Raw genomic sequence first — 22,981 nt, forward strand, 5'->3', positions numbered from 1 at the left:
ATGGTTAGAGCCGGTCACCTCGCACTCTCTGCGGCAATTTCAAAACAATTCTTCGGGCTGAACGCCTTCGTCGCCTTCCACAGGAGAAAAGAATGACGGAACAGAATTATCCGGTATATGCCGAAATTACCGGTCCGATCGTAATGATCGGCTTTGGCTCCATCGGCCGCGGCACCCTGCCCCTGATCGAGCGCCATTTCAAATTCGACAAGAGCCGGATGGTCGTCATCGACCCTCGTGAAGAGCCCTCCGACATGGAGATCCTGAAGAAGCACGGCGTTCGCCATATCAAGGAATATGTCACCAAGGACAATTACAAGGAACTGCTGAAGCCGCTGCTGACGGAAGGCGAAGGTCAGGGTTTCTGCGTCAACCTCTCGGTCGACACCTCCTCGCTCGACATCATCAAGCTCTGCCGTAAACTCGACGTTCCCTATGTCGACACCGTCGTCGAGCCCTGGCTCGGCTTCTATTTCGACAAGGGCATGAGCAATGCCGACCGCACCAACTATGCGCTGCGCGAAACCATGCGCAAGGAAAAGGCGAAGAACCCGGGCGGCGCCACCGCCGTCTCCACCTGCGGCGCCAATCCGGGCATGGTCTCCTGGTTCGTCAAGCAGGCGCTCGTCAACCTCGCCAACGACATCGGCCTCAAGTTCGAGGAGCCGGACCAGCATGATCGCGAAGGCTGGGCAAAGCTGATGAAGAAGGTCGGCGTCAAGGGCATTCACATCGCCGAGCGCGACACCCAGCGCACCAAGCATCCGAAGCCGCTCAACGTCTTCTGGAACACCTGGTCTGTCGAAGGCTTCATCTCTGAAGGCCTGCAGCCGGCTGAACTCGGCTGGGGCACGCATGAAGAGTGGATGCCGAAAAACGCCAAGAAGCACAAGAAGGGCAACAAGGCGGCGATCTACCTGGAGCAGCCGGGCGCCAACACCCGCGTGCGCACCTGGTGCCCGACGCCCGGCCCGCAATATGGCTTCCTCGTCACCCACAACGAGTCGATCTCGATCGCCGACTTTTTCACGGTCCGCGACAAGGACGGCGAAGTGACCTTCCGCCCGACCTGCCACTATGCCTACCATCCGGCCAACGACGCCGTGCTCTCGCTGCACGAGATGTTCGGCAATGGCGGTACGCCGCAGCCGGTCCATCACGTTCTCGACGAGGACGAATTAGAAGATGGCATCGACGAACTCGGCGTCCTGCTCTACGGCCACGAGAGGAATGCCTACTGGTATGGCTCGCGCCTCTCGCTGGAAGAAACCCGCCGCATCGCGCCCTATCAGAACGCCACCGGCCTGCAGGTGACCTCCGCCGTTCTCGCCGGCATGGTCTGGGCGCTGGAAAACCCGAATGCCGGCATCGTCGAAGCCGACGAGATCGATTACAAGCGCTGCCTCGAAGTGCAGATGCCCTATCTCGGCCCGGTCGAGGGCCACTATACCGATTGGACTCCGCTGGACGGCCGCCCGGGCCTCTTCCCCGAGGATATCGACACCAAGGATCCGTGGCAGTTCAGGAACATTCTCGTTCGCTGAGATTGTCTGCACGGCTTTGACAATGCCCGCCGCAAGGCGGGCATTTTTGTAACGCCGGCTGTCTAAATGCCGCTCGCCGCCCCACCAAGGCTTGCCTTCATGCCGGGCGCGCGCCATGTTTTGCCCGAACTTGGCGGCTGTCCGCCGCGCCGATTCGCCGGGAGAAGCCTTATGAAAATCAGAACTGGTCTCGTTCTTGTCGGTGCAGCGGCCGCTCTTGCCGCCTGCGTTTCATCAGAGCCGCGTCGCTTGCCGGTTGCAACCGCGCCCGCCGCCACTGGCGTCGAAGGCAACTGGAGCGATCCGAACGGCATCGTTTCCACCTTCCAGGGCGGTAGCTTCACCACCCGCACCACCGACAGCAACCAGCTTCTTGCCTCGGGCACCTATATCAATACCTCACCGACCCTGGTCGAGATCAACATGACCTCGCTGGTGCGCAAGACCCAGTCCAAGGTCAATTGCGCCCTCGTCAACCCGAGCCAGCTCAATTGCACCTCCGATTCCGGCGCACAGTTCACGCTTTCCCGCCGCGGCTGAAAGATGTGGCGATAGGCTAGACTAAGCACACCATGCGGGCCCTCGCCTCTTATCTCGTCCTGCTGCTCGCCATGCCGCTTGCGGCACTTGCGGTCGTTTCGCCGGCCAATGTCTATCGTGCCCAGGGCATCGCCGCTCCCGATTGCGACGGGCCGCTGCAGGTGCTGATCTTCGCAGTGCCTGCCGTCCTGATCTATGGCGCAGGCGCGCTCCTTGCCTATCGGGCCGGCCGGCGCTTTCATCGCCTCGTTTCCGTTCTCTGCTTGATCATCGCGCTCGCCACGGTTCCGAATATTGCCGAGGCCGTGCACGAACTTTATCGAAACGCCGCCGACGGCGAATGCCTGGGATAGGAACTCGGCTTTTTTCCCCCGCCCCCTTGGAAAGCGCCTCGCCTGGCCCAGCTTTCTCTTGCGGTCGTGCATCGTCTGATGGAACATCCGCAGGCCGGGAAACCGCCCCGGCGCACGATAAAAGGGATCGGCGAGGATCAGGGGGATCTTTCGCCTCAATCAGGAGAACAGGGATGACGAAGTCTTTCAGCTTCGGTCTTTTGACCGCGTCCATGCTAGCGCTGAGCGCGGGCGCCGCCTTTGCGGATTACGAACTCAATATTCTTCATATCAACGATTTCCATTCGCGCATCGAATCGATCAACAAATTCGACTCCACCTGCTCGGCCGAGGAGGAAGGCAAGAAGGAATGCTTCGGTGGTGCGGCCCGCCTGAAGACCGCGATCGACCAGCGCCGTCAGGCGCTATCCGGCAAGAACGTCCTCCTCCTCAATGCCGGCGACAATTTCCAGGGCTCGCTCTTCTACACGACCTACAAGGGGGCAGCCGAAGCCGAATTCCTGAACCTGATGAAGTTCGACGCCATGACCGTCGGCAACCATGAATTCGACGACAGCGAGGACGGGCTCGCGACCTTCCTCGACAAGGTACAGTTCCCTGTCGTGACGGCGAACGTCAAGGCGACAGCCGCCTCCAAGCTCGGCGACCGCATCAAGCCCTTGCTGGTGCTCGATGTCGGCGGCCAGAAGATCGGCATCGTCGGCGCCGTCACCAATGATACGGCAGAGCTTTCCTCTCCCGGCCCGAACGTCACGATCGCCGATGACGTCCAGAGCATTACTTCAGCCGTTCAGGATCTGAAGGGTCAGGGCGTCAACAAGATCATCGCGCTCACCCATGTCGGCTACCCCCGCGATCTCGCCCTGATCGCCAAGATCCCGGATGTCGATGTCGTCGTCGGAGGCCACTCCCACAGCCTGCTCTCCAACACCGACCCGAAGGCTGAAGGTCCGTATCCGACGATGGTCGACAATCCCGGCGGCTACAAGGTGCCGGTCGTCCAGGCTGCCTCCTACAGCAAGTATCTCGGCGATCTCGTCGTCAATTTCGACGATAGCGGCGTCGTCAAGGATGCCAAGGGCGATCCGATCCTGATCGATTCCACCTTCACGCCCGATCCGGCCGTCCTCACCCGTATTGCCGAACTGGCAAAACCGATCGAGGACCTGCGCAAAAAGGTGATCGGCTCTTCCGAAAGCCCGATCGAAGGTGACCGCAAGGTCTGCCGCGTCAAGGAATGCTCGATGGGCAATCTGGTGGCAGACGCCATGCTCGATCGCACTAAAAACCAGGGCGTCACCATTGCCGTTCAGAACGGCGGCGGCCTGCGTGCGTCGATCGACGGCGGCGAGATCACCCAGGGCGAGGTCATCACAGTCCTGCCTTTCCAGAACACGCTCGCTACGTTTGAGCTGACCGGCGCAAACGTCGTCAAGGCGCTCGAAAACGGCGTCAGCCAGATCGACCAGGGCGCCGGCCGCTTCCCGCAGGTCGCCGGCCTGAAGTTCTCCTTCGACCAGTCGAAGCCCGTCGACAGCCGTGTCAGCGACGTTCAGGTGAAGGACGGCGACAATTTCGCTCCGATCGACCCGGCTAAGACCTACAAGGTCGCCACCAACAACTTCATGCGGGGCGGCGGCGACGGCTATACGATCTTCAAGGAAGGCCAGAACGCCTATGATTTCGGCCCGGATCTTGCCGACGTGACGGCCGAATACGTCGCCGCGCATTCACCCTACAAGCCCTACACGGATGGCCGCGTCACGGAACTGGCGCAGGCAGCGCCTGCACCCTCCGCTTCCGAGTCGGCGCCTGCCGCACCTGCTGCTCCGACCCCATCTACCGAACCCGGCCCTGCACCGGCTGCTCCTGCTCCATCCACCGAGCCGGCTCCCGCACCTGCTGCCCCGGCCCCAACAGCACCGGCTCCTGCACCCACTGCGGAACCGGCACCCGCACCGGCAGCCTCCACACCTGCCGCGACGACGCCTTCCACCCACGTCATCGCCGCGGGCGACACCTTCTGGGATCTCGCCGTGACCTTCTATGGCGACGGCACGCTGTGGCGGAAGCTTTCGGATGCCAATGGCAAGCCGAACCCACGGCACCTGACGGTCGGCAAGGAGATCGAAGTCCCCGCCAAGTAAGACGATTTGTCTCGATGCCACTGGCCGGTCCGGGGTTTTCCGGGCCGGCTTTTCTTTCTATAGGGTGAACCACGATCTCCAGGCTGCGTATGAGCCAACGGGACAAATGAACGTTAGGGCCAGAATGACAGCAGATATTTCACTCCGCCCGGCCGATCATCCGGCCGTTAAATTTGGTAAGGTCGGTGTGCTGCTGGTCAATCTCGGCACGCCTGACGGCACTGATTATACCTCGATGCGCCGCTATCTCAGGGAATTCCTGACCGATCGCCGCGTCATCGAATGGTCGCCCTGGAAGTGGTATCCGATCCTGTTCGGCATCGTGCTCAACACCCGCCCGCAGAAGGTCGGCAAGGCCTATGAGCTGATCTGGAACAAGGAGAAGAACGAAAGTTATCTGCGCACCTACACCCGCAACCAGTCGGAGCTGATGGCCGAGCGCCTGAAGGATCTTGATAACGTCAAGGTCGACTGGGCGATGCGCTACGGCACGCCGTCGATCGCCTCGCGCATCGACGCGCTGAAAGAAGAAGGCTGCGACCGGATTGTGCTCTTCCCGCTCTATCCGCAATATGCGGCGGCGACGACCGCCACCGTCAACGACAAGGCCTTCCAGAAGCTGCTCTCGATGCGCTGGCAGCCGGCGCTACGCACCGTTCCCGCCTATCATGACGACGAGACTTATATCGAAGCGCTCGCCACATCCGTCGAGAGGCATCTTTCGACCCTCGACTGGAAGCCCGAGATGCTGCTCGCCTCCTTCCACGGCATACCGATGTCCTATTTCAAGCAGGGCGATCCCTACTACTGTCAATGCCAGAAGACCGGCCGGCTGCTGCGCGAGCGGCTCGGGCTCACCAAAGAAAACTTCATGGTGACCTTCCAGTCCCGCTTCGGGCCGGAGGAATGGCTGCAGCCTTACACCGACAAGACGGTGGAGAAGCTCGCCAAGGGCGGCGTCAAACGCATCGCCGTCATCAATCCCGGCTTCGTCTCCGACTGTCTGGAGACGCTGGAGGAGATCGCCGAACAGGCCGCCCACTCCTTCCACGAAAACGGCGGCGAGAAGTTCGCGCATATCCCCTGCCTCAACGATGGCGAGGACGGCATGAAGGTGCTGGAAAAGGTCGTCCGCCGCGAATTGCAGGGCTGGATCTAGGAAACCATCTTCAGAAAATTACGCCGCACGGATAGTCGGCGACGACCCGACGGACCTAACCCTCCTTTCGCTTGGAAGGTGCGGCAGGCGTGCGTCATTTCCTCCTCGCAAAGAACATGCTAACTCACCACATCAGTGGTGTAGGTGGGCGCGAATGCGCCGATAGGAGGAATTTTTCATGCTGTTCGGCGGCTTCGACATCGTCGTGATCGTGCTGGTCATCTTCGTCATCCTGGTGCTCTTTGCCGGGATCAAGACCGTGCCGCAGGGCTACCGCTATACGATCGAGCGCTTCGGGCGTTATACCCGCACGCTGGAGCCAGGCCTCAACCTCATCACCCCCTTCATCGAGCGCGTCGGCGCCAAGTTGAATGTGATGGAGCAGGTGCTGAACGTGCCGACCCAGGAGGTGATCACCAAGGATAATGCCTCGGTTTCGGCCGATGCGGTCTCCTTCTATCAGGTGCTGAACGCCGCCCAGGCTGCCTATCAGGTCTCCAACCTCGAAAACGCCATCCTCAATCTCACCATGACCAACATCCGCTCGGTCATGGGTTCGATGGATCTCGACGAACTGCTCTCCAACCGCGATGCGATCAACGACCGGCTATTGCGCGTCGTCGACGAAGCCGTGCATCCCTGGGGCATCAAGGTCACCCGCGTCGAGATCAAGGACATTCAGCCGCCGCGCGACCTCGTCGATGCGATGGCCCGCCAGATGAAGGCCGAGCGCGAGAAACGCGCCCAGGTGCTGGAGGCCGAAGGCTCGCGCAATGCGCAGATTCTGAGGGCCGAAGGCGCCAAGCAGTCCGCCATCCTGCAGGCCGAAGGCCAGCGCGAGGCCGCCTTCCGCAACGCCGAAGCCCGCGAACGTCTGGCCGAGGCCGAAGCCAAGGCGACGAAGATGGTTTCGGAAGCGATCGCCGCCGGTGACATCCAGGCGATCAACTATTTCGTCGCCCAGAAATATACCGAGGCGCTCACCTCGATCGGTTCGGCGCCCAATTCCAAGATCGTGATGATGCCAATGGAAGCCTCTTCCATCCTGAGCTCGCTCGGTGGTATCGGCGCCATTGCCCGCGAAGTCTTCGGCGATGCCGGTAACGGCCCGTCAACGCCGCTGCCTGTGCCGCCGCGTCCACGTCCCGCACCGGCGCGCTCGACACCGCCGATCAATCCATCGACCCCCAATCCCTTCAATCCCGAGCAGGAGCGTTAAGCCATGCTGGCGAAGATCGTCGCCGAACTCGGTCCGTGGAGCTGGTGGGTCGCGGGCCTCGTGCTGCTCGCCGCGGAAATGATCGTTCCCGGCTTCTTCCTGGTTTGGATTGGCCTTGCCGCCTTGATCGTCGGCGCGCTGTCGCTGCTTTTCTGGGACAGCGCCTTCTGGGTCTGGGAGTTGCAGGCAATCCTTTTTGCGCTTTTCGCCGTTGCCGCGACCTTCGCCGGCCGCCGGCTGACACTGCGCAATGCCACGACCGACGAGCCCTTTCTCAATCAGCGCGGCGCCAGCCTCGTCGGCCGCACCGCAACACTGCACGAACCGATCCGCGAAGGCCGCGGCCGCATCCGTCTCGACGATACGCTATGGCAGGTGATGGGACCCGACCTGCCCGTCGGAACACAGGTGAAAGTGGTTTCAAGCAACGGCCGCGACCTGATGGTCGAGCCGGTCTGATCAAATAACTCTGAACAAACGAACCTGATCAGGCGACGCCGATCCGCAGCAGGTCGTGGAAATGCACCAGCCCGACCGGCCGGCGGTCGTCGTCGATGACGATCAGCGCGCCGATATGATGCTGGTTGAGCAGCGCCAGGGCCGCGGTCGCCAGCACCGTCGGCTTCACCGTCTTCGGCGTCCGCGTCATGATGTCGTCGACGGTAAGCTCGGCAAGATTGCGCGTCAGGTTGCGCGCCATGTCGCCTTCGGTGACGATGCCGCAGAGCCGCCCATCCTCATCAAGCACGCCGACGCAGCCGAAGTGCTTGCGCGACAGCACCGTGATCGCCTCCGGCATCGGTGTACCCTTGGCAACGAGCGGCAGCCGCTCGCCGGTATGCATGACATCGGCGACATGCATCAGGCTCGCGCCCAGCTTGCCGCCCGGATGGAAGACGTGGAAATCCGTGGCGGTAAAGCCGCGCGCCTCCAGGAGCGCCACCGCCAGCGCGTCGCCGATGGCAAGCTGCATCAGCGTCGAGGTCGTCGGCGCCAGCCCATTGGGGCAGGCCTCCTGTTCATTCGGCATCAGAAGGACGATATCGGCGGCGGCGGCGAGCGAGGAGCCTTCGCTGCAGGTGATCGCGATCAGCGGAATGGAGAAGCGCCGCGTGAAGGAAATGATGCTCTTGAGCTCGGCGCTTTCGCCACCTTTGGAAATCGCCAGCACGACGTCGTCGCGCGCGATCATGCCGAGATCGCCGTGATTGGCCTCCGCCGCATGCACGAAAAAGGCAGGCGTTCCGGTCGAAGCGAATGTCGCCGCGAGCTTGGCGCCGATATGCCCGCTCTTGCCGACGCCGGTGACGATGACGCGCCCGGAGATGTCGCCGATCACTTCGACCGCCCGTGTGAAAGGACCGGCCAAGCCATTGTCAAAAGCCTGTTCGAGCGCTTCAAGACCGCGTCTTTCGGTCTCTATCGTGCGTTTTGCCGATTCGAGCACGCTGTTTTCAACGAGGTTGATCGCTCTTCTGTTCATGAAATTGCGTTAGACCTTTTCACTTTCCAAGTCCACCCCGCAGTCTTTCCGACCCGCACTCTTTCCGAATTGTGAACAGCGCCCGCCGCCGGCAACGAATGGTTAACCACAAGGCTTTACCTTTGGGTAAGAACCGAAAGCATGTCAGGCGCGAATTGCATGGGCCAGCCAAAACAGACGAGCAGTGTGACGCCGCTCCGCGCCATGAGCCGTGCCGTCTCCTTTGCCGTGCTGGGTGGCCTGCTTCTCAGCCAGACAGCAGCCTTCGCGCAGTCCGCCTTGCCGCAGCCGGCAAACGGTCGCTCCGCCGCCTCCCAGGATAACCGCGCCACCAACAACGCCGCATCCGCCGCCGGCTTCGATGACGAGACCGGCGATAGCGCCACTCCTGCGGCAAACGACGCGACTGAGAACGCGGATGATAGCCAGCAGCGGCCGGCCATACCGGATGCACAAGCCGGCGACGACATTACCGGTTCCATCCTCGACGAGGACATACGCCGGCTGAACACCCGTGAAGCGCCGCTCGACGAGACACTGCCACGCCGCAGGGTTGCCGAAAGCGCCTCGACAGAGGAGACGCCGGGAATCCCGATCGGCACGTTTGTGCTCCGCCCGAGCGTCACCCAGAGCATCAACACCGAAACCACCAAGGACGGCAATACCAGGCAGCGGCGCGCCTTTCTCGAAACGGATGCGGCAGCGACCCTGACTTCCGACTGGGGCCGGCACCAGCTGACCGTCACCTCCGAAGGCGCCTGGCAGAGGAATATCAGCGGCGAGGGCGAGGAGCAGCCTTCCTTTAAAATCAACAGCGATCTTAGGCTGGATCTTCCCGACGAGACGACCGCGCACCTGACCGCTGGCTATAATTTCTACCGTGAAGATACGGACGATCCCGACGCCATCGCCGACGCCGCACAGCAGTCGGACGTGCAGGAATTTTCGGCCGGCGCCTCCGTCCAACGCGATTTCGGCATCCTGCGCGGCACGACGGCACTGGCGCTGACCCGCTCGATCTATTCGGATGCCAAGCTTGCGAACGGCACCACCGTCGCCCTCAGCGACCGTAACCAGACGACGGGCACGCTGCGCGGCCGCGTCGGCTACGAACTGTCTCCCGCACTCATCCCCTTCATCGAGGCGACGATCGGCCGTTCGGTCTATGACGAAACCCGCGACTCCGCCGGTTACGAGCGCTCCGGCCATAGCTATGGCGCCAAGGCAGGCGTCGAGGTCGATCTCGGTGAAAAGCTGAAGGGTGAAGTCGGCGTCGGCTACGAGATGGCAGATTTCGAAGACAGCCGCCTGTCCTCGATCGATACCGCCACGCTCGATGCGAGCCTGCTCTGGTCGCCGATCCGCGGCACCGATGTCAATCTCGACCTGCAGACGAGCATCCAACCCTCGACCACGGCAGGCGAAAGCGGCTACGTCTCACACGCGCTGACGACGACGGTCACCCACCAGCTGCGCGACAACCTGGTCGGGACGATGATCGGCGGGGTGATATGGCGCGATTATCCCACGGACAGCACCATCAACGACGAGCTCGTCTATACCGCCGCGACCGGCCTGACCTGGAACATCAACCGCTATCTCGATCTGACCAGCACGCTCGGCTACGAGTTGACGACGCGCAAGGAAGGCAGCGACTCGCAGCAATGGCGAGCCGGCGTCGGTCTCAAGCTGAAACGCTAAGAATGTCGGAAAATAGAGCGCCGCGTATCCCTTAGGACACGCGGCGCTCTATCACATTGAATCTACGACTTATTTCAGGCCCGCAAGCAATTCCCTGAAGCCGCCTTCGACGGAGGGGCGGATATCGTCGCGTTCGAGGGCGAAGGCGACGTTTGCCAGGATGAAGCCGTCCTTGGCGCCGCAGTCGTAAGTCGCGCCGCGGAAGTGGTAACCGGCGAAATCCTGTTCCTTCAGCAGCTTCAGCATGCCGTCGGTGAGCTGGATCTCGTTGCCGGCGCCGCGCTCCTGGGTTTCGAGGATCTTGAAGATCTCCGGCTGCAGGATATAGCGGCCGTTGATGAAGAAGTTGGAAGGCGCCGTCCCCTTGGCAGGCTTTTCCACCATGCCGGTGATGCGGAAGCCGTCGCCGATCGCCTCGCCGACGCCGACGATGCCGTATTTATGCGCCTGGTCCGGCGCGCATTCCTCGACGGCGATGATATTGCCGCCGCTCTGGGCATAGAGGTCGATCATGCCCTTCATGCAGCCCTTGTCGCCCTTCATGATCATATCGGGCAGCAGCAGTGCGAAGGGCTCGTCGCCGACGATCTCGCGGGCGCACCACACGGCGTGGCCGAGGCCGAGAGGCTCCTGCTGACGAGTGAAGCTCACCGTGCCGGCCTTCGGCAATTGCTGGGCGAGAAGGGTAATTTCCGCCTTCTTGGCGCGCTCGCGCAGCGTCTGTTCCAGCTCGAAATGAATGTCGAAATAATCTTCGATGACGTGCTTGTTGCGTCCGGTGACGAAGACCAGATGTTCGATCCCGGCTTCGATCGCCTCGTCGACGACATATTGAATGATTGGCTTGTCGACGACGGTCAACATTTCCTTCGGAACAGCCTTTGTCGCCGGAAGGAATCGCGTTCCCAACCCGGCAACCGGAAATACTGCTTTACGAACTTTGTTGTGTTGAGCCACACCCGGCCTCCTGCTTCGATCATATCGCTTTGGAAATGGAGTTTTTTTAGCTTTAACTAGTATAGAATTGCTACTGTTTTGCAAATGGTGACCGCAGCGGATCGCCATGGTAAAGAATTTGTTGACTCCGTTCCTGTAGTCTCGGGTCTGGGCGGAAATGATGCCCCGCTGCACCAGAAACTGAAGATGACGGATACGACTGTCGATGACCCAGAATCACAAAAACTCCCTTCGTGGTCTTGCTCTCGCCCTCATTGTCGCTGCCCAGGTGGCACTGGTCCCCGACAACGCGAAAGCTGATTCCCGCTTCCAGAAATGGATCGCGGATTTTTACCAGACTGCCGCTCAGAGTGGCATCAGTAAGGCAACCTATCAAAAGGCCTTTTCCGGGGTGAGCGAGCCCGATCCGACCGTGCTCGAAAAGGCGACCTACCAGCCGGAATTCACCTCGAAGATCTGGGACTATGTCGATTCCCGCGTCAACCCCTATACGGTCAAAATCGGCCGCGAGATGGCCGCCAAACACGCAAGGACGCTCGCTGCGATCGAGCAGCGTTTCGGCGTCGACAAGACCATTTTGCTGGCCATCTGGTCGATGGAATCGAATTACGGCGCGGTTCTCGACAAGGACGACCGGCTGCACTACGTGCCGCGCGCCCTGGCCACGCTTGCCTATGCCGATCCGAGCCGCGCCAAATTCGCCAAGAAGCAGTTGGTCGCCGCGCTGAAGATCCTGCAGAACGGCGATGTGCCGGCACGCGAGATGACCGGCTCCTGGGCCGGCGCCATGGGCCACACCCAGTTCATCCCGACAAGCTACCTGCTTTATGCTGTCGATGCCGACGGCAACGGCCATCGCGATATCTGGAACTCGATCCCCGACGCACTGGCGACCTCGGCCAATCTCCTGATGAAGAACGGCTGGGATACCGGCAAGACCTGGGGCTATGAGGTCGTCGTTCCCGCAGCGGCCGCCAAGCAGGCCGGCAAGACCCATACACTGGCCCAATGGGCGGCACTCGGCCTGACCCGCCCGAACGGCAAGGCCTTCCGCGAGAGCGCCACCAAGGCCATGCTGAAGATGCCGGCCGGAGCTGGCGGCCCAGGCTTCCTGATGACCGCCAACTTCTTCACCATCAAGAACTACAATGCCTCGGACAGCTACGCGCTTGCCGTCGGCCTGCTTGCCGACCAGATCGCCGGCTACGGCGGGATGCAGCAGCGTTGGCCGCGCCCGAACGGCGCACTCGACATCACCGAGAAATTCGAGCTGCAGACGCGTCTCAAGACGCTCGGCTATTACAATGGCGAGGTGGACGGCAATTTCGGCTCGGGTTCGAAGGCGGCGATATCAGCCGTGCAGTCTCGCATCGGCATGCAGCCGGACGGCGAGCCCTCGCTGCCGCTTCTGAACGCACTTCGTCGCTAGATCAGGATGATTTTAGGCCCGATCGGCCTAAAATCTGAATCCTGATCTAAATCAAAGAAGTAGAGCATGATGTCGTCCGAAAACCGCGCACACTTTTCGGCATCATGCTCTAGAGTTTGCGTCGGTTCGGGAATCATGCAGGGCGCTTCAAGTCTTTGTCTCATGCAGGTCGCCCCGTCCTGGCGCACGGTTTCGGCGAACCAGCATTGGAAGCGGCAGAACCGTGACCTAGATATTAGTGGGAGTGGACGCTGGCCTGCCCTGCGTGCAAGATGCCGGCAGATGCGGAACTGCCCATGACGAAGAAAATTGATCGGACCCGTAAAATCCGTTGGCTCGTGCTCGCCTTGGCGGCGGCTTCGCTATGCCTTGGCGTGTCTGCGCCGGTGCATGTCGCCGAAGCCCAGGAGCAGCGCTATCAGCGCCGGTCGATCTTCGATTTCTTCCTTGGCCGGCGCTATCTCGACGACGGCCCGCAGGCCCCTGACGTCCAGCAGCCGCGACGCCAGCAGCGCAAACGCCCGCCAGCGCAGAAAGCCATCGTCAATACCCGCACTGCGCCGCCGGTCCGCGCTCCCGTCGAGGAGGAGCCGGCCGTACAGAAACTTGGCGACGCCCGAAAGATCCTGATCGTCGGCGATTTTCTGGCCAGCGGCCTCGGCGACGGCCTCACGGCCGCCTTCGAGACCTCGCCGGGTGTCGTCGTCGAAGCCCGCGGCAACGTCTCATCGGGTCTTGTCCGCGACGATTATTATGACTGGCCGGAACAGCTGCCGAAGATGATCGACGAGCTGAAGCCGGCAATGGTCGTCGTCATGATCGGTGCCAACGACCGCCAGCAGATGGTGACCGACACCGCCAAGGAAAAATTCCGCACCGATGGCTGGTTCACCGAATACCGCCGCCGCGTGCTTTCCTTCGGCAAGGAGGTCACCGACCGCAAGATCCCGCTGCTCTGGGTCGGTCTTCCCGCCTTCGAATCCGATTCGATGACGGCCGATGCCGTTCAGATGAACCAGCTCTACCGCAACCAGGTCGAAAGCGTCGGCGGTGAATTCGTCGATATCTGGGATGGTTTCGTCGACGAAAACGGCAACTTCATCGTCACCGGTTCGGATGTGAACGGCCAGCAGGTGCGCCTGCGCACCTCCGATGGCATCAACCTTACTCAGGCTGGCCGGCGCAAGCTTGCCTTCTATGTGGAAAAACCGGCCCGGCGTCTTCTCGGCACCCAGGCGAGCCCGGATCTGGTCCGCCTCGACTCCAGCAATCTGCCCGGCCTCGGCCTTCCCGCCAATCCGGTCGAACATACCGTGCCGATCAGCCTCTCCGATCCCAATCTCGACGGCGGCGCCGAGCTTCTCGGCGCCAGGCCGCCGCCTGTGGCTTTGACGCGGTCGCCGCGCGACCTGCTGGTCGAGCAGGGCGAAATGACGCCAGCACCTCCCGGCCGCGTTGACGATTACCGCCTGCCTGCCGCAAAGGTGCCGGCCGAAGTCTCGGTCAAATAAAGGCTGCGCGAGGCTGCCCTCCACTTCGTCCCGTTTACTTCGCCGTCGCCGTCGCCTGCGGCCAGCTCAGATAATAGTAGTTCGCGCCGATCAAGCCAAAAAAAGCATTGCTGTCGTTCGTCTGGTCGACGTAGCTGCCGTTTTCCTTGACGAAGGCGCCGTTGGCGCCACGCTCCAGATGCGCATCGAGGAAGCCGCTCCAGCCGCTGACATCGATATCCTGGCCGGCCTTGCTCTCCGTGTCCGCCTCGTCGACATCGGCGACATCCCAGGCGTTGATCGATACGCCCTGTGTCGGATCGGTGATGGTCAGCGTGCCCGCTTCGAGGGCGGCCAGCATGTCATGGGCCTTGCCGCTCTCGCCCTCGGCCGCAGCCGCATCCTGCAGCTGCTGCTTCAGCATAGACATGAAGGAGGCGCTGGTGACGTCGGCGCCATCACCCGTTGTGTCGGACTCATCAGACGTGTCGCTTTGGGCCGAAAGCGTATCGAGCAGCCCGGAAAGGGCCTGGTTGGAAAGAAGCGAGGAAGAGCTCGGATCGAGCCCGTAGCTGCTCAGAATGCTGGCGGCCGACGAACTCTGCATATCCTGCGCGCTGTCGTCGGAGCCGCGAAGGTTTTTCAGGGCATATTGGGCCGAAACCAGCCGCGTGCTGTCAAGTGCGGAAACCATTTGAAAATCCTTGTCGATCATTCGCGGCCTTGCGTCGCGGCCGACGGTGAAATGCGCTGTGGCCAAAACGGCGGGGCACCTCCGCTTCGGTCGCCGCTGGCTGCTTCTCAGCCCGCGTCCGGCGAAAATCTCGCTTCCCGACATTGCCTGAGGCTTGCGGCGCAAGGCCTCCGCGTCAAGCGGTCGCACCACAGCGCGGCGCGCCAAGAAAAAACTCCGCCGGAGGGGCGGAGTTTCGTGTCTTCGAGAGGGTGTGCAGCCGACGGTCAGTTCGGCAGGACGGTCGAGCCCATTAGATCCTCGTCGATGGCGCGCGCTGCCTGCCGGCCTTCACGGATCGCCCAGACCACCAGCGACTGGCCGCGGCGCACGTCACCCGCCGTCCAGAACTTGTCGATCGAAGTCTTGTAGTCGCGGTCGTTGGCGACGACGTTGGTCGAGCCGCGCTTGTCGGTGTTGAGCGTCAGCTTGCCGTCGAGCTCCTTCAGCACGCTGCCGGTGAACGGGCCACGGAAACCGATGGCGATGAAGGCGAGATCGGCCCGGATGACGAATTCCGTGCCCGGAACCGGCCGCCGGCGCTCGTCGACCTCACAGCACTTGACGCCGGTCAGCACGCCGTCTTCGCCGACGAATTCAAGAGTGGCCACCTGGAATTCACGCACCGCGCCCTCGGCCTGCGAGGAGGAGGTGCGCATCTTCGTCGCCCAGAAGGGCCAGACGGCAAGTTTGTCTTCCTTTTCCGGCGGCTGCGGCCGGATGTCGAGCTGGGTGACCCTGACGGCCCCCTGGCGGAACGCCGTGCCGACGCAGTCCGAAGCCGTATCGCCGCCGCCGACGACGACGATATGTTTGGCGCCGGCAAGGATCGGATCCGACGGCCAGCCGACGCTGTCGATGTTTTCACGCCCGACCCGGCGGTTCTGCTGCACCAGATAGGGCATCGCATCATGCACGCCCGCAAGGTCGGTGCCCGGAATGCCCGCCTCGCGCGGCGTCTCGGAGCCGCCGCAGTAAAGCACGGCGTCGTGATCGGCGAGCAACTGCTCGACCTTGACGTCGACGCCGATATTGACGCCGCAATGGAAGGTGACGCCCTCACCCTTCATCTGCTCGACGCGGCGGTCGATGAAGTTCTTCTCCATCTTGAAATCGGGAATGCCGTAACGCAGCAGTCCGCCCGGCTTGGTCTCGCGCTCGTAGAGATGCACCTCGTGGCCGGCGCGGCCGAGCTGCTGGGCGGCCGCCATGCCGGCGGGGCCGGAGCCGATGACGGCAACCTTCTTGCCGGTATGGACCGTGGCCGGCTGCGGCCGGATGAAGCCGAGTTCATAGGCCTTGTCGGCAATTGCCTGTTCGACCGTCTTGATGGCGACCGGCGCATCCTCGAGATTCAACGTGCAGGCTTCCTCGCAGGGCGCCGGGCAGACACGACCGGTGAACTCAGGAAAGTTGTTGGTCGAGTGTAGGTTCTGGATCGCCGCTTCCCAGTTGTTGTTGTAGACGAGGTCGTTCCAATCGGGAATCTGGTTGTGAACAGGACAGCCGGTCGGGCCGTGGCAATAGGGGATGCCACAGTCCATGCAGCGGGCTGCCTGTTTCTGCACTTCCGGGTCCGACATCGGGATCGTGAACTCACGGAAGTGACGGATACGATCCGACGCCGGCTGGTACTTCGCCACCTGCCGGTCGATTTCCAGAAACCCTGTTACTTTACCCATATCTTCGTCCCTTACCCTCATGACCGCCTCACCGCAGCCAATCTGTCTATCGTCAGTCCCGGTACCCGGGGCAAGTTGCTTGTCTTGACCGTCATTGGACCATATCCCCTGGAAGACATCCGGCGATCTGAACAGCTTTCGCCGTCGGCGTAATCGTCACAAGTCATCGAGATATTTTCGTCACCCGTCACCTGCAGTCAGCTGGTGACGGATGTCCCGGTGCAATTCATTCCGCCGCGATGCCCATCCGGCTGCGCTCCATTTCCTCGAGCGCACGCCGGTATTCAACCGGCATGACCTTGCGGAATTTCGGGCGGTAGTCGGCCCAGTTGTCGAGGATCTCAGTGGCGCGGGCCGAGCCCGTATAATGCAGATGGTTGGAGATCAGCTGGTAAAGGCGCTCCTCGTCATGGCGCGTCATGTCGCCAGAGACGTCGACGCGTCCCTTGTGCATGAGATCACCGCCGTGATGATGCAGCTTTTCCAGCATGTCGTCCTCCTCAGGCACCGGCTCGAGCTCGACCATTGCCATGTTGCAGCGGCTGGCGAAATCACCGGTTTCATCGAGCACGTAGGCGACACCGCCGGACATGCCGGCTGCAAAGTTGCGGCCCGTGGCGCCGAGCACGACGACGACGCCGCCGGTCATGTATTCGCAGCCATGGTCGCCGACACCCTCGACGATGGCGATCGCGCCCGAATTGCGCACGGCGAAACGTTCGCCCGCCACACCGCGGAAATAGCACTCGCCCTCGGTCGCACCATAAAGCACGGTGTTGCCGACGATGATGGAGTCCTCGGCCACGATCCTTGAATTCTCCGGCGGCCGGATGATGATCTTGCCGCCTGAAAGCCCCTTGCCGACATAGTCGTTGCCGTCGCCGATCAGGTTGAAGGTGACGCCGCGCGCCAGGAAGGCGCCGAAGCTCTGACCTGCGGTGCCGCGAAGTGTCACGTTGATCGTGTCTTCCTTCAGACCGCGATGGCGATAACGCTTGGCGACCTCGCCAGAAAGCATCGCGCCCACCGAACGGTCGACGTTCTTGATGCCGACCTCGAAGGCGACGGGTGTCTTGGCCGTCAGTGCCGGCTGCGCCTGTTCGATCAGCACGCGGTCGAGAATGTCGTCGATCGGGTGCTTCTGCCGGCTCGTCCAGAAGGTCTCTTCCTTGGGAGCGTCAACCTTGTGGAAGATGCGGCTGAAGTCGAGGCCCTTGGCCTTCCAGTGCGACAGCATCTCGTCCTTCTCCAGCAGCTCCGAGGCGCCGATGATCTCGTCAACCCGGGTGAAGCCGAGCGAGGCGAGGATTTCGCGCACCTCGTTCGCGACGAAGAAGAAATAGTTGATGACATGCTCCGGCGCGCCTTTGAAGCGCTTGCGCAGCACCGGATCCTGGGTCGCCACACCAACAGGACAGGTGTTGAGATGGCACTTGCGCATCATGATGCAGCCGGCGGCAATCAGCGGCGCGGTGGCAAAGCCGAACTCGTCGGCTCCAAGCAGCGCCCCGATGATGACGTCGCGGCCTGTCTTCAGCCCGCCGTCCACCTGCAGGGCGACGCGCGAACGCAAGCCGTTCAGCACCAGCGTCTGCTGAGTCTCGGCAAGGCCGATTTCCCAAGGGCTGCCGGCATGTTTGAGCGACGTCAGCGGCGACGCACCCGTACCGCCGTCGAAGCCGGCGACCGTGATATGGTCGGCGCGCGCCTTGGCGACGCCGGCGGCGACCGTGCCGACGCCGACTTCCGAGACCAGCTTGACCGAGACATCCGCGGTCGGGTTGACGTTCTTCAGATCGTAGATCAGCTGCGCCAGATCTTCGATCGAATAGATGTCGTGATGCGGCGGCGGCGAAATGAGGCCGACACCCGGTGTCGAATGGCGGGTCTTGGCAACCGTCGCGTCAACCTTGTGACCCGGCAGCTGGCCGCCTTCACCAGGCTTGGCGCCTTGCGCGACCTTGATCTGCAGCACGTCGGCATTGACGAGATATTCGGTGGTGACGCCGAAGCGGCCCGAGGCGATCTGCTTGATCGCCGAACGTTCCGGGTTCATCGAACCATCGGCCAGCGGCATATAGCGGTCGGATTCCTCGCCGCCCTCACCGGTGTTCGACTTGCCGCCGATCCGGTTCATGGCGATCGCCAGGGTCGTATGCGCCTCCCTGGAAATCGAGCCGAAGGACATCGCCCCCGTCGAGAAACGCTTGACGATATCGACCGCCGGCTCGACCTCGTCGATCGATACTGGTGTGCGGCCGAGTGCCTCGGCGCTCTTCATCTTGAAGAGCCCGCGGATCGTGTTCATGCGCAGCGCCGAGTTGTTCACCATCTCGGCGAATTCCTGGTAACGGTCCTCGGCATTGCCGCGCACGGCATGCTGAAGGGCGGCGACCGCATCGGGCGTCCAGGCATGGCTTTCGCCGCGCATGCGATAGGCATACTCGCCGCCGATATCGAGCGTCGTCGCCAGGATCGGGTCGGCGCCGAAGGCCGCGGTGTGGCGGGCGACGGTCTCAGCGGCGATTGCCTCGAGGCCAACGCCTTCGATCATGGTCGCGGTTCCGAAGAAATACTTGTCGATGAACTCCGACTGCAGGCCGATCGCATCGAAGATCTGTGCGCCGCAATAGGACTGATAGGTCGAGATACCCATCTTCGACATTACCTTGAGGATGCCTTTGCCGACCGCCTTGATGTAGCGGTAGACGATTTCGGTGGCATCCACTTCCTTCGGGAATTCGCCCTTGGCATGCATGTCGAGCAGCGTGTCGAAGGCGAGATACGGGTTGATCGCCTCGGCCCCGTAGCCGGCGAGTAGGCAGAAATGATGGACCTCGCGCGGTTCGCCGGTCTCGACGACGAGACCGACCGAGGTACGAAGCCCCTTGCGGATCAGGTGGTGATGCACGGCAGCTGTAGCGAGCAATGCGGGAATCGCGATCCGGTCCGGCCCGATCTGGCGGTCGGAGAGCACGATGATGTTATAGCCGCCCTTGACGGCCGCTTCCGCGCGCTCGCAGAGCCGGTCGAGCATCTCGGGCATGCCTTCGGCGCCGCGCTCGATATCATAGGTGAAATCGAGCGTCTTGGTGTCGAAACGGTCTTCCGTATGGCCGATCGAGCGGATCTTTTCGAGATCGCCATTGGTCAGGATCGGCTGGCGCACTTCGAGCCGCTTGGCGTTGGCCGCGCCCTCATGGTCGAGAATGTTCGGCCGCGGCCCGATGAAGGAAACCAGGCTCATCACCAGTTCCTCGCGGATCGGGTCGATCGGCGGGTTGGTGACCTGCGCGAAGTTCTGCTTGAAATAGGTGTAGAGCAGCTTCGACTTTTCCGACATGGCCGAGATCGGCGTATCCGTGCCCATCGAACCGATCGCCTCCTGGCCCGTCGTCGCCATCGGCGACATCAGGATGCGGGTATCCTCGAGCGTGTAGCCGAAGGCCTGCTGGCGGTCGAGCAGCGACACGTCGCGGCGCAGCGCCCGCGGTTCCACCGGCTTCAAGTCTTCGAGGATGAGCTGCGTGCGGTTGAGCCAGCTGCGATAGGGATGGGCCGTCGCCAGTTGCGACTTCACCTCGTCGTCTGAGATGATACGGCCTTCTTCCATGTCGATCAGCAGCATCTTGCCCGGCTGCAGGCGCCACTTCTGGATGATGATCTCTTCCGGAACCGGCAGCACGCCGGCTTCGGACGCCATGATGACGCGATCGTCATTGGTGACGAGGTAGCGCGCCGGCCGCAGTCCGTTGCGGTCGAGCGTCGCGCCGATCTGCTTGCCGTCGGTGAAGGCGACCGCGGCCGGCCCGTCCCACGGCTCCATCAGCGCCGCATGATATTCGTAGAAAGCCTTGCGTTCGGCGGCCATCGACTGGTTGCCGGCCCAGGCTTCCGGGATCAGCATCATTACCGCATGCGCCATCGAATAACCGCCGCGCACCAGGAATTCGAGCGCATTGTCGAAGCAGGCCGTGTCCGACTGTCCCTCGTAGGAGATCGGCCAGAGCTTGGAGATGTCCTCGCCAAACAGCGGCGAGGAGACCGACGCCTGGCGCGCCGCCATCCAGTTGACGTTGCCGCGCAGCGTGTTGATCTCGCCGTTATGGGCAACCATGCGGTAGGGATGTGCGAGCTTCCACGACGGGAAGGTGTTGGTCGAGAAGCGCTGATGCACCAGAGCGACCGCGCTTTCGAAACGCGGATCCGACAGGTCCTTGTAATAGACGCCGACCTGATAGGCCAGGAACATGCCCTTGTAGACCACCGTCGCCGACGACAGCGACACCGGATAGAAATTGCTCTCCTCGCCGTCGAACTCGTCATAGATGCGGTTGGAGATTACCTTGCGCAGCGTGAACAGCCGGCGCTCGAACTCGTCGTTGTTTTCGGCATCCTCGCCGGCGCCGATGAAGACCTGCACATGATGCGGCTCGGTTGCGGCAATGGCCGGCGCCTTGGAGAGCGAGGAATTGTCGACCGGCACGTCGCGGAAGCCGATGAAGACCTGACCTTCCTCGGTGATGACGTCCTTGATCACCTTCTTGAAGTGCTCGATCTGCTTTTCATCGCGCGGCATGAAGATATGGCCGACACCATATTCGCCGACCGGCGGCAGGGTGATGCCCTGCTCGGCCATCTCCTCGCGGAAGAAACGGTCGGGGATCTGCACCAGGATGCCGGCCCCGTCACCCATCAGCGGATCGGCGCCGACGGCGCCGCGATGCGTCAGGTTCTCAAGGATGAACAGGCCATCCTTGACGATCTGGTGCGACTTCTGGCCCTTCATATGGGCGACGAAGCCGACGCCGCAGGCATCATGTTCGTTGCGCGGATCGTAGAGGCCCTGCTTCTTCGGCAGGCCGGAGGCGGATTTGGACATATTGGCCGTCGCGCGCAGATTAGCAGCAGCAAACCGGTCAACTTCCATGGATGGCGTCTTCGTCATCATCTTTCCTCCTGTCGAAGCCCGCGGAGCCGCGGGCGGCTTTTCGTCCAGCGCCGCAACCCGAAGATAGGTTCGGCGCATGACAGCGCTGTTGCATTGTGAAGATCGGCCGCAGACATCTGCTTTGAAGGAAAGCAAACCGTCGCGTTCCGCGCCTGCCATTCGCCTCCGCGCGCCGCCCCTTGAGGCTTGACGCTCGGAAGAACTATAGCGTGAAAGCCGGTCTGTTCCAGGGCTTTCGGCGTCTCTTCGGTCACAAAGGCCAAAATAGGACAGCAACACTGTCCTAATTCATCAGTTCTATGCCAGAAAGCATTCGGCTCTGCAAGAGCGCTCCGTTAAAAAACGTCAATTTGCGACGGAAGATTGCCTGGGTAGCGGCGATCGCGCAATAAAATTACGCGGAGACGTATTATTTTGTTTATTGATTGCGTAGTTCAATTTCCGTGATGTGTCGCGGGCGACAACCTTGATCCTGTGAAGCTTTGGCGTAATGTCCGCTGCGGACTTTGCCAACCCCTTCCTTTCCAACGGTTTCCCCCATGTTCTTTGCTTCCGATAATTGGGCCGGCGCCCACAAATCCATTGCCGAACGTCTGCTGACGGAATCGACCGGCTTTGCCGCCGCCTATGGCGCCGGCGATCTCGACAGGAAGGTCGAGGCCCGTTTTTCCGAGATCTTCGAGCGCGAGGTTTCGGTTTTCTTCGTCGCCACCGGCACGGCCGCCAACTCCCTGTCGCTGGCAAGCGTCCAGCGGCCCGGCGGCATCACCTTCTGCCATTCGGAGGCCCATGTGATCGAGGATGAATGCGGCGCGCCGGAATTTTTCTCCGGCGCTGCCCGTCTCGTTGCCATTGACGGCGAAGCCGGCAAGATCGATCCGGCGAAGCTTTCGGCGAAGATCGCAAGCTTTCCCGAGGACGCCGTCCATCATGGCCGCGCCAGCGCGGTGACCATCACCCAGGCGACTGAGATCGGCACCGTCTATTCCTTGCCGGAGATCGGCGAGATCGCCGCCATATCAAGGAAGCGCAATCTGCCGCTCCACATGGATGGTGCCCGCTTTGCCAACGCCCTGGTCGCACTCGGCGCCACCCCGGCCGAAATGACCTGGAAGCGCGGCGTCGACATGCTGTCCTTCGGCGGCACCAAGAACGGCTGCTGGTGTGCCGAAGCGATCGTCTTCTTCAATCCGGATCGAGCCCGGGAAATGCCCTTCATCCGCAAACGCGCTGCCCAGCTCTTCTCCAAGTCGCGTTTCATCGCCGCCCAGTTCGATGCCTATTTCGAAGATGGCCTCTGGCTCGATCTCGCCCGCCATTCGAACGGCATGGCCGACCGGCTGCGCGCCGGCATCGGCACGAGCAACTCCGCCCGCCTCGCCTGGCCGACCGCATCCAACGAAGTCTTTGCCGTCGTCAGCAAGAGTGCCGTGAAAATTGCTGAGGAAAAGGGCGCGAAGTTTTACGAATGGCCGGTCCCGGCGGCAACCCCCGAGCTCGTTTCCGAAAGCGAAACCCTGATCCGCCTCGTCACCAGCTTCGCGACCACGGAAGCGGACGTGGATGGTTTCCTGAAGTGCTTGGCGGCCTGAT

16 protein-coding genes are annotated in these 22,981 nt (G+C 62.0%); 11 read left to right on the forward strand and 5 right to left on the reverse strand.

The genetic code is table 11. From position 1 onward, the window contains the following. The first annotated feature begins 92 nt into the window (after positions 1 to 92). From AC245Y_RS18655 to AC245Y_RS18685, 7 genes are all read left to right on the forward strand, one after another. A complete protein-coding gene (locus AC245Y_RS18655; RefSeq protein ID WP_017995151.1) occupies positions 93 to 1,544 on the forward strand; it encodes a homospermidine synthase in 1,452 nt (483 codons plus the stop codon). 171 nt (positions 1,545 to 1,715) lie between these two features. Next, positions 1,716 to 2,084: an outer membrane lipoprotein Omp10 gene (gene omp10, locus AC245Y_RS18660; RefSeq protein ID WP_012758937.1), complete on the forward strand. Its 369-nt coding sequence runs from the start codon at positions 1,716 to 1,718 to the stop codon at positions 2,082 to 2,084. Positions 2,085 to 2,116: 32 nt separating this feature from the next. Next, the gene (locus tag AC245Y_RS18665) at positions 2,117 to 2,437 is read left to right on the forward strand and encodes a hypothetical protein (RefSeq protein WP_012758938.1); all 321 of its coding nucleotides are present in this window, start codon (positions 2,117 to 2,119) and stop codon (positions 2,435 to 2,437) included. Between the two features lie 173 nt (positions 2,438 to 2,610). Then, entirely contained in the window at positions 2,611 to 4,584 is a 1,974-nt protein-coding gene (locus AC245Y_RS18670; protein WP_017995152.1) for a bifunctional metallophosphatase/5'-nucleotidase, read from the forward strand. Between the two features lie 124 nt (positions 4,585 to 4,708). Then, the gene (hemH, locus tag AC245Y_RS18675) at positions 4,709 to 5,743 is read left to right on the forward strand and encodes a ferrochelatase (RefSeq protein ID WP_017995153.1); all 1,035 of its coding nucleotides are present in this window, start codon (positions 4,709 to 4,711) and stop codon (positions 5,741 to 5,743) included. Between the two features lie 178 nt (positions 5,744 to 5,921). Then, the gene (locus tag AC245Y_RS18680; protein ID WP_012758941.1) at positions 5,922 to 6,962 is read left to right on the forward strand and encodes an SPFH domain-containing protein; all 1,041 of its coding nucleotides are present in this window, start codon (positions 5,922 to 5,924) and stop codon (positions 6,960 to 6,962) included. Positions 6,963 to 6,965: 3 nt separating this feature from the next. Continuing rightward, positions 6,966 to 7,421, forward strand: coding sequence for an NfeD family protein (locus AC245Y_RS18685; protein ID WP_017995154.1), 456 nt, complete (start codon positions 6,966 to 6,968; stop codon positions 7,419 to 7,421). 28 nt (positions 7,422 to 7,449) lie between these two features. Here AC245Y_RS18685 and AC245Y_RS18690 read toward each other — a convergent pair whose 3' ends face one another. Further along, positions 7,450 to 8,445 carry a KpsF/GutQ family sugar-phosphate isomerase gene (locus AC245Y_RS18690; RefSeq protein ID WP_017995155.1) on the reverse strand — a complete coding sequence of 332 codons (996 nt, stop codon included), beginning with the start codon at positions 8,443 to 8,445 and terminating at the stop codon, positions 7,450 to 7,452. A 159-nt stretch (positions 8,446 to 8,604) separates the two neighbouring features. On the opposite strand from AC245Y_RS18690, the gene AC245Y_RS18695 reads away from it, so the two are divergent. Beyond that, positions 8,605 to 10,146 (forward strand): outer membrane beta-barrel protein, encoded by a 1,542-nt coding sequence (locus AC245Y_RS18695; RefSeq protein WP_017995156.1) that lies wholly within the window; start codon positions 8,605 to 8,607, stop codon positions 10,144 to 10,146. A 69-nt stretch (positions 10,147 to 10,215) separates the two neighbouring features. On the opposite strand, the gene galU is transcribed toward AC245Y_RS18695, so the two are convergent. Continuing rightward, entirely contained in the window at positions 10,216 to 11,103 is an 888-nt protein-coding gene (gene galU, locus AC245Y_RS18700) for a UTP--glucose-1-phosphate uridylyltransferase GalU (protein WP_012758945.1), read from the reverse strand. A 205-nt stretch (positions 11,104 to 11,308) separates the two neighbouring features. On the opposite strand from galU, the gene AC245Y_RS18705 reads away from it, so the two are divergent. After that, positions 11,309 to 12,532: a lytic murein transglycosylase gene (locus AC245Y_RS18705; protein ID WP_017995157.1), complete on the forward strand. Its 1,224-nt coding sequence runs from the start codon at positions 11,309 to 11,311 to the stop codon at positions 12,530 to 12,532. 272 nt (positions 12,533 to 12,804) lie between these two features. Beyond that, on the forward strand, positions 12,805 to 14,043 hold the full coding sequence (locus tag AC245Y_RS18710) for an SGNH/GDSL hydrolase family protein (protein ID WP_017995159.1): 1,239 nt from the start codon (positions 12,805 to 12,807) through the stop codon (positions 14,041 to 14,043). 34 nt (positions 14,044 to 14,077) lie between these two features. Here AC245Y_RS18710 and AC245Y_RS18715 read toward each other — a convergent pair whose 3' ends face one another. The 3 genes from AC245Y_RS18715 to gltB all read right to left on the reverse strand — a co-directional run bounded on the left by AC245Y_RS18715 (position 14,078) and on the right by gltB (position 21,388). Then, on the reverse strand, positions 14,078 to 14,716 hold the full coding sequence (locus AC245Y_RS18715; RefSeq protein WP_026157469.1) for a hypothetical protein: 639 nt from the start codon (positions 14,714 to 14,716) through the stop codon (positions 14,078 to 14,080). Positions 14,717 to 14,982: 266 nt separating this feature from the next. Next, complete coding sequence (locus AC245Y_RS18720; protein ID WP_026157470.1) at positions 14,983 to 16,437, reverse strand: glutamate synthase subunit beta; 1,455 nt, start codon at positions 16,435 to 16,437, stop codon at positions 14,983 to 14,985. A 226-nt stretch (positions 16,438 to 16,663) separates the two neighbouring features. Further along, positions 16,664 to 21,388 (reverse strand): glutamate synthase large subunit, encoded by a 4,725-nt coding sequence (gene gltB, locus AC245Y_RS18725; RefSeq protein ID WP_026157471.1) that lies wholly within the window; start codon positions 21,386 to 21,388, stop codon positions 16,664 to 16,666. A 539-nt stretch (positions 21,389 to 21,927) separates the two neighbouring features. On the opposite strand from gltB, the gene AC245Y_RS18730 reads away from it, so the two are divergent. Next, a complete protein-coding gene (locus AC245Y_RS18730) occupies positions 21,928 to 22,980 on the forward strand; it encodes a threonine aldolase family protein (RefSeq protein WP_012758951.1) in 1,053 nt (350 codons plus the stop codon). Position 22,981 lies beyond the last annotated feature (1 nt).

The sequence above is a fragment of the Rhizobium sp. SRDI943 genome (assembly GCF_057653695.1).